This is a genomic window from Mycobacterium sp. ML4, from assembly GCF_054515735.1.
The window spans coordinates 19,391-33,019 of the sequence record NZ_JBTNSY010000013.1; the positions used below are offsets into that span (position 1 = coordinate 19,391).

Genomic DNA, 13,629 nt, shown 5'->3' on the forward strand with positions numbered 1-13,629 from the left:
AGGAACGATACGATCCAGGCGTGTTGAATGTGCCTCCCCCACCAGCGTGGGCACCTGTAGCGCAGTCTGCAGGTAGTCGACCCTCGCGCGTGCTACCGCTTCTGTCGCTTGGAATTGCTCTACTTGCGATTGGCATCGCGATCGGTGCTTGGTTCCGGCCGCTGCCGAAGAACGAGCCGCCACCGGCGCCGACGTACTCGACTCAGCAGGTCGCGGATGCGAAAGCGAAGGTGTGTGCTGCTTATGCGAAGGTGCATAGTGCGCTTGAGTTAAGCGCCGAACGAACTGGCGGAAGCGATCCGACCGGAGTTCTTGCTGTAGCTACGAGCGGTAGGCAGGTGCTGGACGCCGGTAGCCGATACCTCTCCACGAAATTATCAGAAGCCCCGGCAACCCCAACTGAACTTGCGCTGACAGTCCGCAAACTGGCGAGTGCGTACCAAGAGCTGACGATAGGTTATCTGGACGGCCTTACGAATGCCGACCAAGAACTAAAATCGTCGTTGCAGGCCGCTGATGACGCAACTTCAGTGCTCGAACGGATTTGCACGTGACAAGTATCCCTGGAGGCAAATGGTCGCGACTCCTCGTTGAGCAAGTGTGGCCAGATGACAATTCTTTAGCGGCAATTAAGGCCAGCGGACTTCGTCGCGAGAGCATCCAGTCCGGCTATCAGAATTTATCAGACGCACTAAATGGCGCACGGCGTACCTCATTATCAGAACAAAAAGGTATGACAGCATTCGACTTGCGAGATGCATTTATTCGTGGCGAAGAATATTCTCAGCAATTAGCTCAAAAGAACCTTGTCAAAGCAGTCTCGTATGCTGCAGCGTATGCAAGTGCGTCCGACCTCCAGCGAGGACTTTATGAGCTAGCCGTTCATGGCAATGCAGAGATCGAAAGTATTGAGAACTCCGGCGAGGCAGCAGCGATTAAGCTCGGCAAAATTGTTGCTAAGATCGCTGACTATCAGCGTCAGGCGAACCTAAAAGCGGCAGATTGCGCAAGTGATATTCTCCACGCAATACAACGCGTTCTTAGCCAAGAGGTGACGGGACAGTCCGCCCACCAGTTCGCGCAAGCGCTAGGGATCGACCCGCGCCGTCTCTCAGTGCAGCCTGACGACCAACAAATCGAAGAACAGGCACGAGACTTGATAACTCGACCCGGTTCAACCGTAAATCTCACCGGCAATCTCGGAGTACCACCCGGCGATTCTCCCCACGAGCCGAATATGCATCCGGACTACACAGAAACGTCCAGCCTCACGAGCAATCTAGAAACAGCAGGCGCTCCCCCTCCGCGGTTAGCCAACGCATCGTCGAATCCAAGTCGCATGGTTAGCCTCACGGGCAATCTCGCTAGCGCACCTGATCCCATAACGCGCCCGGTTCCCTCCACCATCGGATCACCGGGCCCAACGTACGTCTCGCCTCCGACGTTAACTTCACCCAGTTCCGCGCCGACGCCGGTGGCCGCTACAGTGCCGCTAACCAGCTCGGCCCCTTCCGCGGTTGCTGTGCCCTACGCCCCAACCATCTCCCCCACCGAACTCGCCCAAAGCTTCAACAAAGGCATGGAATCAAGCGCGCCATTCTCCGCAGCCGCCCACGCGGTGCCGTCGGCCCCAATGACGTCGACGGAGCCACAGGTCGCCCCTGCCGCACCCACGATCCCATCCGCGGCCACCAACCCGCAGATGCACGTGCCGGTGATCGACTCACCGCCACTAGTCCACCACGCTCCGGTCGTGGAGGCACCGCCCGCACCGATAGTTGCTGCGTCACCATCGATTTCAACCCCGGTCACGCCGCAAGCCGTAGGCCCGCTACCAAGTTACGGCTCCGATCTGCGGCCGTCCGTCTCAACAACGATCACCCCGCAGGCACCACCGAGCACATCGTTACCGGCATCGGCCGCACCGAGCTCTGCGCCGGTGACACCGTCTGCCGGCCAGTCCGTCGCGAACCAGTCAGCAGTCGTGCGCCAAACCACCCCATCCGCTGCCCCGCCACCACCGTCGACGCTCGGCACCCAAACCGTCGCGGCCACCGCAACTGGAGCGGCAATCGGAACGGTTTCGGCCGAGGCCACCGCGCGAAAACGATTGCAGCGCTTGGTCGCCGCCGTCGCACGCCAGCAACCTCGCCTTGCCTGGGCTGCCGGAGACCGGGCAGACAACACGACCGTCCTCGTAACCGATCTGGCCAGCGGCTGGATCCCGCCCGGCATCGACCTACCCTCGGCGGTGACCCTCTTACAGCCGGCACGGCGTCGCGGCAACCTGGAATCGCTCTTGGGCAATGCCACTGTCACCGCAAGCTACACCCCGATTCATCACCTGCCCGAAGATGATCCAACGCAGACATCGTCGCGACCACGCTGCGCGCCAGACGTCAATGATCTCGGCTGGGAGCTCAGCCAGGCGACGCAATGGCGCGACGGCCTACCTAGGCTGGCCCACACCCTGGCCAAAGCAGCCTCCGCCGGCACCGGCGTATTGGAGTCCGAGATCGACCTTCTGCGCGAGCATCTCGCGGCGACCGGCAAGCGTGTCTTGGACAGATATCCCGACGGAGTAGATGCTCACGATGTGGGCAACTGGCAGCTGCTTGCCGCTATCGATGCTCTCGTGACCGGCGATAAGGTGACCGCCAATTACCACCTCGCATGGTTTCTTGCAGCGAAGGCGACCGCTTCCAGAATGTCATAGCGCATGCGCTATTGAGTTTCAAACTAAGCTTTCCACCGAAATTTGCCCTGCCTCAAGGAACTTTCGGTGTTTTCCGAAAGTCGTAAAGCATTGAACTGGTGTGCACAAAAACCGATCACTGCGCCGCCTCGCCTGCTGCGGTGACCCAACACGGCGCCGGAAAACCCGCTGCGACTCCGCGCATTGCCCTTCCTCGCGGCACGTCACCGCTACTGGGAGAAAGTGTCGGAATAACAACCGATTCCGGAACACCGCGCGGTTGGCCTACTCAGCCGCAGGCATCAGCGGCGCTTACGCTCGGCCCGGCGTTCTCTGATGATTATCAGGGGAATGAACAGCGCCAGCGCACCGGCCGAGACAATGAGCCAGTCGGTCCGGCCGGTGGTCAGCAGAACCACGATCAGCGCAACGATCACACCACCGGCTGCGAGGTAGGACCCCAGAGGGTAATGCGGGCGACGCGCCAGCCCGAACGCGCCAGCGCCCCACAGCGCCAGCCCGAACGCGCCAGCCAGGATCGCAGCAACCAGCAGGTCTGTCATTTGCTGCCCACCAGGCATCCGAGCAGATTCTTGCCGCGACGACGGTGCCGAGGCCACTGGCCACGGCGGCGACGCCCCCCACCCCGGTCTCTGCGGTCAGCCCCAAGATGCCGGTACTGACCACACCGGTGGCGAACAGGGTGGTCCGGTCGATCCAGTCGCTCGTGCTGCAATGGATGCGAACATAGTCGATGTCGCTCACGTGCCTCCGTAGATCCGCCACCTGGTCGCGCAACCAGGCGGTGCGGGGGTCGTTTTCGGGCAGCGACTGCACGAGCTGTTGCAGGTTATCCACAAGACCCTGGCCGGTGAGGTTGGCTGGGTTGCCACCGAGGATCATTTGCTGCAGCTGGGGGCTCAGGCCGGGCGCTCCCGGTGGTGGCGTTCCATCAGGGGTGTCCCACGGCGCAAATGGAGGTGGCTCGCCGCCATTCTGTTTGAAGTCGACTAACTGGACCCCGTTGCGGCGGGTGGCCGGGGCTTGCGTCGGGGACATTGGGTTCTGCGCAAAGCCGACGCTGCTGAGACCGGCGGTGGCAGCGGTGAGTTGACCCGCTGCGTCGATACCACTGACCGCCGCCGCGGTGGCTTGGAACGGCTGGCCCGGTCCCGGCGGCGTTGCCCTGGCAGCGAGTTGGGTGCCAAGGCCCTGCCATTGACTGGCCGCAACTCCCAGCTGACCAAGTACGACCTGCAGTTCATCCGATCCCACCCGCGCGACTCTAGATCCAGCGCCACGGGGACGCTATCTAGCCTCATGCGCTCGTTTGGATTCGCGACCAGTGGCGTTGTGCGCGTGTTGACCAGGTCTAGACACACCTGCCGTGGCTTTTCTGGCCCGGCACGGGCTACGGCCAGCGCAGCGCTGAACGGACGAATTCTCGCAACGGGTATCGGCACCGCCAATTCAACGCCCGCGCAGGCTCGTTGGATTTGGCGATCCCCAATTGCGGACCGGCTCCTACTTCCCGGACTGGCTGCTGGAGCGCCGCAAGCGCGCTGAGCGGGCCCTGACGACCGTGGTGGCGACCTGCTACCTGCTCGGGGTCTCCACCCAGAGGATGGACAAGCTCGTCGAGACCTTGGGGATCACCGGGCTGTCCAACTCCCAAGTCAGCGTGATGTCCAAGGAGCTCGACGCCGCAGTCGAGTCCTTCCGGACCCAGCCGCTCGACGCTGGGTCGTACAGCTCGCGGTGAAAGCTCGCGAGGCCGGCCGGGCACGCGATGGCCTCATCGCACCCTATCGACGAGAAGCAACGATCTGCTGGGTGCACCGCGCCACTCACCGTTACCCCATCGAGCTGATGCGTTCGGCGATCGGCTTGATCAACGCCGGCACAACGGCAGCCGAGACGTCCAGCCCACAGGCGTCCGTGTCGATCACGAGGTTGTTATCCGCGGATATCCCGCGCTGGCAATTCCAACCGTCGCCGCCCTCCTGCAACAGCGAAGTCGAGACAACGCCGTCCTTCTCGTAGATCTGGCCGACCATCATGAATATTTCGCCGGTAGCCGACTCGTCCACGTGGCGTAGGTTGATGCTTCGCTTCGCGCACTTGCGGAAGACGTCCAAAGCCCGGCGATAGAACTTGGCCGCGACGGTCGCGTCGGGGAAGGCCACCACCGCCTCCGTGGCCGATTGCTTGATCCTTTTGACGTCCGCTGTATCGGCCACCGTCAATTTGCGCACCGAAACCCAACCACTGCCCTCATAGAACTGTCGAGTGGCCGCGAAAGCTACGCCGACGCAATCGCTGTCGACCACGTCATCGCTGTACAGCGAATGCGATTCGGCAGGCCTGCTCAACGGGACCAGTGCGGGCGCCGAAACTGCCGCGGCAACCTCGACCGGGGTGAGCAGCAGATCGTCGAGCGCCGATACGGGAACAGGCGGAACCGACGATGGGGTGCTAGTGGAGCCGGTCGCAGTGATTCGCCGGGGTCGAGGGCCGTCGCTCGTCTCGACTACCGCGGCGACTACGACCACGGCGACGACGACCAGCAACGTCACAGCGCCGAGAAGCCAGATCCACGGTGCCCGCCGGTCCCGGACGTTCGGACCGCGACCTGACATGACCGGCATTGCCTGAGGCCATCCCGGACGCCCATCAATCGCGCGCCACGCCGGCGGCGGCGCAACGGGTGACGCCGGCGGGCCGAAATACGACGGCAGCGCCGCACCCGGTTGCGTCACATAAGCTGCGCGGTAGGTATTGGACCCCGCAGGCCCCGCCCCGAACGGCGCGGAGTTGTTGGTGCCGGTCACAGGAAAATCACCATGGCAGAGCTACCTACTTTCGTGGCCTGGACATCGAATAGGTACTTATGCCTACCGGCTGCGAGAAGCTTCGTCACTTCACCCTGATGCGACCGTCGATCACTACACCGGCACCACAACGAGCTCATGCGGCTGGTTGTTGACCGAAATGGCTCCGTCCGCGGTCACTATCACGATGTCCTCGATGCGAGCGCCCCAGCGCCCGGGGAAGTAAATTCCCGGCTCAATCGAAAACGCCATGCCCGCGGCCAGCGGTAGATCGTTGCCCGCGACGATGTAGGGCTCCTCATGCACGCACAACCCGATGCCGTGCCCGGTGCGATGCACGAAATACTGCGCTAGGCCGGCCGCGGCCAGCACATCGCGGGCCGCGGCGTCCACCTGCGAAGCCGTCACGCCGGGACGGACCGTTTCGAACGCGGCGCGCTGAGCTCGCTGCAAAACCGAATACTGTTGCGCCACTTCCGGACTCGGCTCACCGACGCTGTACGTGCGGGTCGAATCCGAATGATACCCAGGCGCGTACAAACCGCCGATGTCGACGACGACAATGTCGCCCTCCGCCAGCTTGCGGTCCGAATACCCGTGATGCGGGTCAGCCCCGTGCGGACCGGACCCGACAATGACGAATGCGACCTCTGAATGACCCTCGGCCACAATTGCTTTGGAGATATCAGCGGCAACGTCGGCCTCGGTCCGCCCCGGCACCAGGAACGACGGCACTCGTGCATGCACCCGGTCGATGGCGGCTCCCGCGGCAACCAGCGCGTCGATTTCGGCCGGCTCCTTGACCATCCGCAGCTCACGCAACACGTCAGTGGCCAGCACCGGCGTCACACCCAGCCCACCAGCCAGCGGCAACAGGTGCAGAGCCGGCATGGAATCACTGACAGCGAACGGACCGCTCCCCAGGGCGGCGCCGACCAACGCGTACGGGTCATCACCATCCACCCAGTCCCGCACCGTCAAACCCAATTCGAGAGCCGCGGAGTCCTTCAACGAAGCCAACTCCAGCCGCGGCAGCACCACCGTCGCCGAACCAACAGCAGGCACCACGAGCGCGGTCAACCGCTCGAAAGTCTCCGCCCGTGACCCAAGCAGATAACGCATGTCATATCCGGGCGTGATCACCAGACCGGCCAGCCCGGCCCGCGCCGCCAGTCCCGCAGCTGCGCTCAGACGTCGGGCATACACCGCGGCCTCGAATCGGTCAACGTCCATGGCAGCCAGGCTAACCGGACGGCCTGGCAGGATGATCGGCATGCCCGCTCCCCTGTTGCTGCTGGACGGCGCCAGCATGTGGTTTCGCTCCTACTTCGGCGTGCCGTCATCGATCACGGCCCCCGACGGCAGGCCGGTGAACGCCGTCCGCGGGTTCATCGACTCGATGGCGGTGGTGATCAGCCAGCACAAGCCCAGCAGGCTGGCGGTGTGCCTGGATCTGGATTGGCGGCCCCAATTCAGAGTGGACCTCATCCCCTCGTATAAGGCGCATCGGGTAGCTTTGGAAAGAGGCTCAGAAGAACCCGCGGGTGAGCCCGATGTGGAAGAAGTGCCGGACGAACTCACCCCGCAGGTCGACATGATCATGGAGTTGCTGGACGCCTTCGGGATCCCGACGGCCGGTGCACCCGGTTACGAGGCCGACGACGTGCTGGGCACGTTGGCGGCACAAGAACGCCACGACCCGGTAGTGGTGGTCAGCGGGGACCGCGATCTGCTGCAGGTGGTCGCTGACGAACCGGTCCCCGTGAAAGTGCTCTACTTGGGCCGGGGCCTGTCCAAAGCCACGTTGTTCGGGCCCGCACAGGTTGCCGAGCAGTATGGGGTCCCGGTCGACAGGGCCGGCCCGGCCTACGCCGAACTCGCCCTGCTCCGCGGGGATCCGTCCGACGGTCTGCCAGGTGTGCCGGGGGTCGGCGAGAAGACCGCAGCAACGCTGCTCGCCCAGCACGGCTCGCTGGAGCAGATCGTGGCGGCCGCCCAAGACCCAAAGTCGAAGATGGCCAAGGGAATACGCACCAAACTGAAGTCCGCGACGGACTATATCGAGGCCGCGGGCACGGTGGTGCGGGTGGCCACCGACGCGCCCGTCACGCTCTCCACGCAGACTGACGAGTTGCCGTTGCACGCGGCCCAACCCAAACGCACCGCCGAACTGGCCACCCGGTACGGCGTCGGGTCCTCGATCTCCCGCCTGCAGAAGGCGCTCGACGCTTTGTGACTACTGGGGCCGGCCGACCTCGTAGGTGCCCTTGTCGTCCTGGAATGTGACCGTCACGTGCTTGTTCGCGCCGTCGATGGTCACGGTGCAGTCGAAGGTGCCGCCCTTCTTCACCACCGGGTCGGAACCGCCGTTGCACTTGACGTCTTTGACGTTCTTGGCCCCGTACCCGTTGGTCTCGTCGGTCAGGATCGACTGCACATCGGTATTGGCCTTGTTCACGTTCAGTTTGGTGGTGACGAAGAAACCGGGAACCACGAAACCGAGCACCAGGATGACGATCACGAACAGCAGCGCGATCCCGCCGATGACCGCGCCGAGGACCGCCTTGGAACGTTTCGGCCCTTGCGGAGTCTGGCTGTAGGGCTGCGGCGGGTACTGACCCGGCTGGCCCGGCTGCCCGTACTGGGGCGGCTGACCGTACTGGGGCATCTGCCCGTACTGGGGCGGCTGACCGTACTGGGGCGGCTGACCATACTGCGGGGTAGCACCATACTGAGTGGCTTGGGAACCGAAGTCGGAACCATACCCAGGCGACTGCTGCGGATACGCCGGGTCAACCGGCTGCTGGTACCCCGGATACTCCGCGGCAGGGTACGACTGGGCATGCCAGGTCGCGTCCTGACCACCCGGTTGCTGTTGCCATGGCGAGCCCGCCACGGTCGGGTCCGAGGAACCCCCTGGCGGCTGCCACGACTGGTTCGGCCCCTGCGGTCCACTCATCGTTACTCCTCAGTCTGATGTATCGTCGCCACCGTCGCCCCCGGCGGCCCCTGTACGCATTCCGGATGTAACCGTAGCTCCGGCCTAGCCTACCCGGCGTCAACTGCGACGACGCCGCGCCGAATGTCATTGATCGCGCGCTTGGCTGTCGACCGCACGTCTGGGTCGGGCGCCGCATTGCGAACCTGGTCCAGCAGGTCGAGCACCTGGCGGCACCAGCGCACGAAATCCCCTGCCGAAAGCGGAGATCCAGAGCCGTAAGCTTCGGCGGCCGCCAGCGTAGCCGCCAGGTCGCCGGTACGCGCCCACCGGTAGATCACCTGGACGAAGCCGTCGTCGGGTTCGCGGGTCTGCCCGATGCGATGGGTCTGCTCGTCGGCGCGCAAAGCCGCGGACAGCCGCGCGGTCTGTCCGAGCGCCTGCCGCAATCGCGGGGTCGGCACGTCAGTGCCGAAGGGTGCGCCCGGTCCGTCACCACCGCGGGCCTCGTAGAGCACCGCCGACACCACCGCCGCCAACTCCGCCGGCTTCAGCCCGGCCCACGCGCCGGTGCGCAGGCACTCGGCAACCAACAGATCGCTCTCGCTGTAGATCCGCGCCAGTAACCGGCCGTCGTCGGTGACATGTGGGTCGGTCGGCGGCCCCTGAATGAACTCACGTTCGGTGAGCAGACCGACGATCCGGTCGAAGGTGCGAGCCAGGGAGTTGGTAGCCGCCGCCACCTTGCGCTGCAGCTGCTCGTTGTCGCGTTCGATTCGCAGGTAGCGCTCGGCCTGGCGGACCTGCTCCTCCAGACCAGCTGCGTTGTGCGAGGGGTGCCGCCGCAACTGCTCGCGCAGCGACGCCAAGTCCGGGTCGTAGTGCGCGTCCCCCTTGTCGCGGCGACCCACCGGGATCGTCAGGCCCTCGGCGGCTGAGCGCAGTGCGGAGGCAAGGTCGCGGCGCACCCGCGGCTGACGGTGCTCAATCCGCTTGGGCAACGTCATCGACCCGACCGGCGGCGTCGCGCCCGAATAGTCCGCCGTCGAGATCCGGCCCGCCCAACGGTGTTCGGTCAGCACCAGGGGCCGGGGGTCGTCACGGTCGCGGGCAGTTTCCAGGACGACGGCCAGCCCACCGCGTCGGCCGTGATTGATGTTGATGATGTCGCCCCGCTTCAGGGCGGCCAGGGCATCGCTGGCGGCTTGGCGCCGGTGCAGCCTGGATGCACGGGCCTGGGACCGCTCCAACTCGCTGATCCGGGCACGCATGCGGGCGTATTCGAGGACCGGGGCGTCATGTCCGCCCAGTTCAGCCGCGATTTCGCCGAGCATGTTCTTGCCGCGCTCAATTCCGCGCACCAGACCGACGACGGACCGGTCTGCCTGATACTGGGCGAAGGACTGCTCGAGCAGCCGGTGCGCCTGTTCCGGGCCCAGATGGCGGACCAGGTTGATTGTCATGTTGTACGACGGGGCGAACGAACTGCGCAGCGGGAATGTGCGGGTGGATGCCAGGCCCGCCACCTCCGACGGCTCGACATCCGGGTGCCAGAGCACGACCGCATGGCCTTCGATGTCGATGCCGCGCCTACCGGCGCGCCCGGTCAGCTGCGTGTACTCCCCCGGCGTCAACGGCACATGCTGCTCGCCGTTGAACTTCACCAGCTTCTCCAGCACCACGGTCCGGGCCGGCATATTGATGCCCAGGGCCAGCGTTTCGGTGGCGAATACGGCCCGGATCAGACCCGCGGTGAACAGCTCCTCCACGGTGTGGCGGAATGCCGGCAACATGCCGGCATGGTGGGCGGCCAGGCCGCGCAGCAGCCCCTCGCGCCACTCGTAGTAGCCCAGCACGGCCAGGTCGTCGTCGGCCAGGTCGCCGCAGCGGTGCTCGATGACCTCGGCGATCTGCGCGCGTTCCTGCTCGGTGGTCAGTTTCAACGGCGACCGCAGGCACTGCTGCACGGCGGCGTCGCAGCCGGCGCGGGAGAACACGAAGGTGATGGCCGGCAACAGCCCGGCCGAATCCAGCGATGCGATGACGTCCGGCCGAGACGGGGGGCGGTAGAAGCGCGGCCGGGCGGGCCGTCCTGGGTTGCGCCGGCGCGGCTGCCAGTCCGACATCCGGTCGGCCTCGCGGCGGTGTGCGATGTGGCGCAGGAGTTCGGGGTTGACGTGCGGCTTGTCCTTGTCCGAGCCCTCGGCGCGATAGTCGAACAGGTCGAACATTCGCTTGCCGACCAAGACGTGTTGCCATAACGGCACCGGCCGGTGCTCATCGACCACCACGGTGGTGTCGCCGCGTACCGTCTGGATCCAGCCGCCGAACTCCTCGGCGTTGCTCACCGTCGCCGACAGGCTGACCAGCCGCACCTCATCGGGTAAGTGCAGGATGACTTCCTCCCAGACCGGACCGCGCATCCGGTCGGCCAGGAAGTGCACCTCGTCCATCACTACATGCGAAAGGCCTTGCAGTGCAACCGAATCTGCGTACAACATGTTTCGCAGCACTTCGGTGGTCATCACCACCACGGGGGCGTCGGCGTTGACCGACAGGTCGCCGGTGAGCAGCCCGATCTTGTCCTTGCCGTAGCGCGCGGTCAGGTCAGTGTGTTTCTGGTTGCTCAGCGCCTTCAACGGAGTGGTGTAGAAGCATTTGCCGCCGCCGGCGAGCGCCAGGTGCACGGCGAATTCACCGACGACCGTCTTGCCCGCGCCGGTGGGCGCGCAGACCAGCACCCCGTGGCCGCCTTCCAAGGCGGCACAGGCCCGACGCTGGAAGTCATCGAGGGAGAAAGCCAGCTCCGCCGCGAACCGGGCCAGCTCCGGCAGGCCGATTTCAGGTGACGTCGTCATGCGTTCCGCCGATCACCGAAGGCGCCGGGATCGGCGATGGTGGTTCGATGACCGATGCTTCGTCATCGGGTATCGCGGCGGAAGCTTCCCGCTTGGCCTTGCGCTTGTCATGTATCCGGGCGATCTGAATGGCGAATTCCAGCAGCACGGTCAGCGCCAGACCGAGCGCGGTCATAGAGAACGGATCGGAGCCCGGGGTGAACACCGCGGCGAACAGGAACATCGCGAAGATCAGGCCGCGACGCCAGGCCTTGAGCCGCTCGTAGGTCAGCATGCCGGCTACGTTGAGCATCACGATCAGCAACGGGAACTCGAAGCTGACCCCGAACACCACCAGCAAATTGATCAGGAAGCCGAAGTAGCGGTCGCCCGACAGCGCCGTCACCTGCACATCGCTGCCGACAGTCAGCAAGAACCCCAATGCCTTGGCGAGCACCAGATAAGCCAGAACGGCTCCGGCGACGAACAGCACTACCGCCGGAATCACGAACGCCACCGCGAAGCGACGCTCCTTCTTGTAGAGCCCAGGCGTGATGAACGCCCACACCTCGTAAAACCACACCGGGCAGGCCAATACCACCCCGGCCGTCATTCCGACCTTGAGGCGCAACATGAACTGGTCGAATGGCGCCGTCGCCAGCAGCCGGCACTGCCCGTCCGCGCTGATGCTGGCCCGGGCAGACTGCGGCAGCGCGCAATAGGGGTGCCTCAGCCACTCGCCGAGGCTTTCCAGACCAAAGATCGCGTGGGAATACCAGATGAAGCCGAACGCCGTCGTAACCAGGATCGCAGCAATGGATATCAGCAGCCGGGTACGCAGTTCGGTCAGGTGGTCGACCAGAGACATGGTCCCGTCAGGGTTTGCCCGGCTACGCCGATTCCGCGGATTGAGGCGTTTGAGAGGACCGAAAGCGCGCGCTGAAACCCTGGGACCTTTCACGACATTCGGTCAGAGTGAGGACGAGTCAGGCCGGCCGCGCCTCGGTGTGGCCCTGCTCAGCGGGTGCCGGCGGGTCGACTCGCTGGGCCTGCACCGGCGTGGGGGCCGCGGCGGGTGATTCGATCGACGGCTCGGATTTGTTTTCGCTCTGCAGCTCACGGACCTCGGACTTGAAAATGCGCAGCGACTTGCCGAGCGAGCGTGCCGCATCGGGAAGCCGCTTGGCACCGAACAGGACGATCACCACGAGAGCGAGGATCAGCCAGTGCCACGGTTGAAGACTGCCCACTTTTGTTACCTCCAGACGTTGACCCGATGTTACCGCAGCTCGGTGGCCCCTCCGGACAGGCGAACTGTTCCAAAGCCACGCGCCGCTGAACAAGCACTGTCACCCATGTTCAACGCCGTCCTGCACAGCCTCGTAGGCTGCTACGCCCGCGGCGGCAGCCGCGCGCACGCGCAGGGCAAGCGACTCCGGCGCGAGGACCCGCACAGCCGATCCGAAGCCCAGAACCAGCCTTGTCATCCAGTCCTCGGAGGCGTAGGTCATGGTCACGTCGCAACAGCCGTCGGGCAGCTCCCGGGCATCCCGCAGCGGGTAGTACTCGAACATCCAGGACGCCGAGGGGGCCAGCCGCAACGTGGCCGACGGCAGCGCGGGGTCACCGTCGAACAGTGACGTATCGGGCGGCGACTGCACCGCCGGTTCCGGGGGCGCGGCCGGCTCGCCCAACTCGGCGGCATCGACGATGCGGTCGAAGCGGAACAGCCGGACCCCCTCCGACTCACGTGACCAGGCCTCCAGGTAGCTGTGGCCGCCGATCAGCAACACGCGAATGGGGTCCACGACGCGGGTGGTGAGCGAGTCATTCGAGGCGGCGTAGTAGTCGATGGTCAACGCGCGCTTGTCGCGAACAGCGGACCGCACGGTGGCGGCAGCGCGACTTTCCAGCGGTGCCGGTTCGTCGACCGCGGCCACGTCGTGATGGCCGGCGGCGCCCGCCGCGGCGGCGATCTTGGCGATAGCGCTGCGCGCGGCTTCCGGATCGACCACTCCGGGGATGTCGGCCAAAGCCCGCAGCGCTACCAAAAGGCCGGTGGCCTCCGGTGATGTCAGCTTGAGCGGTCGGTCGATACCCGCGGAGAAGGTCACTTTGACGGTGTCCCCGGAGAACTCGAAGTCGATCAGATCGCCAGGGTCATAGCCCGGTAGTCCGCACAGCCAGAGCTGTTCGAGGTCCTGTTGCAGCTGTTCTTCGGATACGCCGAGATCGGCGGCGGCCTTGGCCTTAGTGATGCGCGGGTTGGCTTGCAGGTACGGCACCATGTTGAGCAGCCGCACCAGCCGGTCGGACACCGGTGTCATC

General features: G+C 65.0%; 13 protein-coding genes and 2 pseudogenes. 4 read left to right on the plus strand and 11 right to left on the minus strand.

Features of this window, described 5'->3' with window-relative positions:
• The first annotated feature begins 20 nt into the window (after positions 1 to 20).
• Complete coding sequence (locus ACX9NE_RS16100; RefSeq protein WP_459362471.1) at positions 21 to 554, plus strand: hypothetical protein; 534 nt, start codon at positions 21 to 23, stop codon at positions 552 to 554.
• Positions 555 to 1,527: 973 nt separating this feature from the next.
• Here the strand turns inward: ACX9NE_RS16100 and ACX9NE_RS16105 are convergent.
• Both ACX9NE_RS16105 and ACX9NE_RS16110 read right to left on the minus strand, forming a co-directional pair.
• Positions 1,528 to 1,812 carry a hypothetical protein gene (locus tag ACX9NE_RS16105; protein WP_459362508.1) on the minus strand — a complete coding sequence of 95 codons (285 nt, stop codon included), beginning with the start codon at positions 1,810 to 1,812 and terminating at the stop codon, positions 1,528 to 1,530.
• Between the two features lie 27 nt (positions 1,813 to 1,839).
• Positions 1,840 to 2,055 (minus strand): hypothetical protein, encoded by a 216-nt coding sequence (locus ACX9NE_RS16110; protein WP_459362507.1) that lies wholly within the window; start codon positions 2,053 to 2,055, stop codon positions 1,840 to 1,842.
• Between ACX9NE_RS16110 and ACX9NE_RS16115 the strand changes: the two genes are divergently transcribed.
• Entirely contained in the window at positions 1,985 to 2,716 is a 732-nt protein-coding gene (locus ACX9NE_RS16115) for a DUF5632 domain-containing protein (RefSeq protein ID WP_459362502.1), read from the plus strand. The two genes, ACX9NE_RS16110 and ACX9NE_RS16115, sit on opposite strands and share 71 nt — an antisense overlap.
• 281 nt (positions 2,717 to 2,997) lie before the next feature.
• On the opposite strand, the gene ACX9NE_RS16120 is transcribed toward ACX9NE_RS16115, so the two are convergent.
• Positions 2,998 to 3,258, minus strand: coding sequence for a hypothetical protein (locus ACX9NE_RS16120; protein ID WP_459362470.1), 261 nt, complete (start codon positions 3,256 to 3,258; stop codon positions 2,998 to 3,000).
• Between the two features lie 553 nt (positions 3,259 to 3,811).
• Positions 3,812 to 3,970 (minus strand): annotated as a pseudogene (locus tag ACX9NE_RS16125) (hypothetical protein); the annotation flags it as partial.
• Positions 3,971 to 4,098: 128 nt separating this feature from the next.
• Here ACX9NE_RS16125 and ACX9NE_RS16130 point away from each other — a divergent pair.
• Positions 4,099 to 4,448: pseudogene (locus ACX9NE_RS16130) on the plus strand (transposase); the annotation flags it as partial.
• A 100-nt stretch (positions 4,449 to 4,548) separates the two neighbouring features.
• Here ACX9NE_RS16130 and ACX9NE_RS16135 read toward each other — a convergent pair.
• Both ACX9NE_RS16135 and ACX9NE_RS16140 read right to left on the minus strand, forming a co-directional pair.
• Positions 4,549 to 5,526 carry a sensor domain-containing protein gene (locus ACX9NE_RS16135; protein WP_459362469.1) on the minus strand — a complete coding sequence of 326 codons (978 nt, stop codon included), beginning with the start codon at positions 5,524 to 5,526 and terminating at the stop codon, positions 4,549 to 4,551.
• A 114-nt stretch (positions 5,527 to 5,640) separates the two neighbouring features.
• Positions 5,641 to 6,759 (minus strand): M24 family metallopeptidase, encoded by a 1,119-nt coding sequence (locus ACX9NE_RS16140; protein ID WP_459362468.1) that lies wholly within the window; start codon positions 6,757 to 6,759, stop codon positions 5,641 to 5,643.
• A gap of 40 nt (positions 6,760 to 6,799) precedes the next feature.
• On the opposite strand from ACX9NE_RS16140, the gene ACX9NE_RS16145 reads away from it, so the two are divergent.
• Entirely contained in the window at positions 6,800 to 7,762 is a 963-nt protein-coding gene (locus ACX9NE_RS16145; RefSeq protein WP_459362467.1) for a 5'-3' exonuclease, read from the plus strand.
• Here the strand turns inward: ACX9NE_RS16145 and ACX9NE_RS16150 are convergent, their stop codons facing one another.
• From ACX9NE_RS16150 to ACX9NE_RS16170, 5 genes are all read right to left on the minus strand, one after another.
• A complete protein-coding gene (locus tag ACX9NE_RS16150; protein ID WP_459362466.1) occupies positions 7,763 to 8,485 on the minus strand; it encodes a DUF4333 domain-containing protein in 723 nt (240 codons plus the stop codon).
• An 89-nt stretch (positions 8,486 to 8,574) separates the two neighbouring features.
• Complete coding sequence (locus tag ACX9NE_RS16155; RefSeq protein WP_459362465.1) at positions 8,575 to 11,322, minus strand: DEAD/DEAH box helicase; 2,748 nt, start codon at positions 11,320 to 11,322, stop codon at positions 8,575 to 8,577.
• Entirely contained in the window at positions 11,306 to 12,262 is a 957-nt protein-coding gene (gene tatC, locus ACX9NE_RS16160; RefSeq protein ID WP_459362464.1) for a twin-arginine translocase subunit TatC, read from the minus strand. Before tatC ends, ACX9NE_RS16155 begins: the two co-directional genes overlap by 17 nt.
• A gap of 25 nt (positions 12,263 to 12,287) precedes the next feature.
• Positions 12,288 to 12,551, minus strand: a complete 264-nt coding sequence (gene tatA, locus ACX9NE_RS16165) for a Sec-independent protein translocase subunit TatA (protein WP_459362463.1) — start codon at positions 12,549 to 12,551, stop codon at positions 12,288 to 12,290.
• 99 nt (positions 12,552 to 12,650) lie between these two features.
• Positions 12,651 to 13,628, minus strand: coding sequence for a helix-turn-helix transcriptional regulator (locus ACX9NE_RS16170; protein WP_459362462.1), 978 nt, complete (start codon positions 13,626 to 13,628; stop codon positions 12,651 to 12,653).
• Position 13,629: the final 1 nt, after the last annotated feature.

Coding starts and splice junctions, on each gene's coding strand:
- ACX9NE_RS16120 (WP_459362470.1), bottom strand. CDS start 3,258: ATGACAGACCTGCTGGTTGCTGCGATCCTGGCTGGCGCGTTCGGGCTG.
- ACX9NE_RS16140 (WP_459362468.1), bottom strand. CDS start 6,759: ATGGACGTTGACCGATTCGAGGCCGCGGTGTATGCCCGACGTCTGAGC.
- ACX9NE_RS16145 (WP_459362467.1), top strand. CDS start 6,800: ATGCCCGCTCCCCTGTTGCTGCTGGACGGCGCCAGCATGTGGTTTCGC.
- ACX9NE_RS16150 (WP_459362466.1), bottom strand. CDS start 8,485: ATGAGTGGACCGCAGGGGCCGAACCAGTCGTGGCAGCCGCCAGGGGGT.
- ACX9NE_RS16155 (WP_459362465.1), bottom strand. CDS start 11,322: ATGACGACGTCACCTGAAATCGGCCTGCCGGAGCTGGCCCGGTTCGCG.
- ACX9NE_RS16170 (WP_459362462.1), bottom strand. CDS start 13,628: ATGACACCGGTGTCCGACCGGCTGGTGCGGCTGCTCAACATGGTGCCG.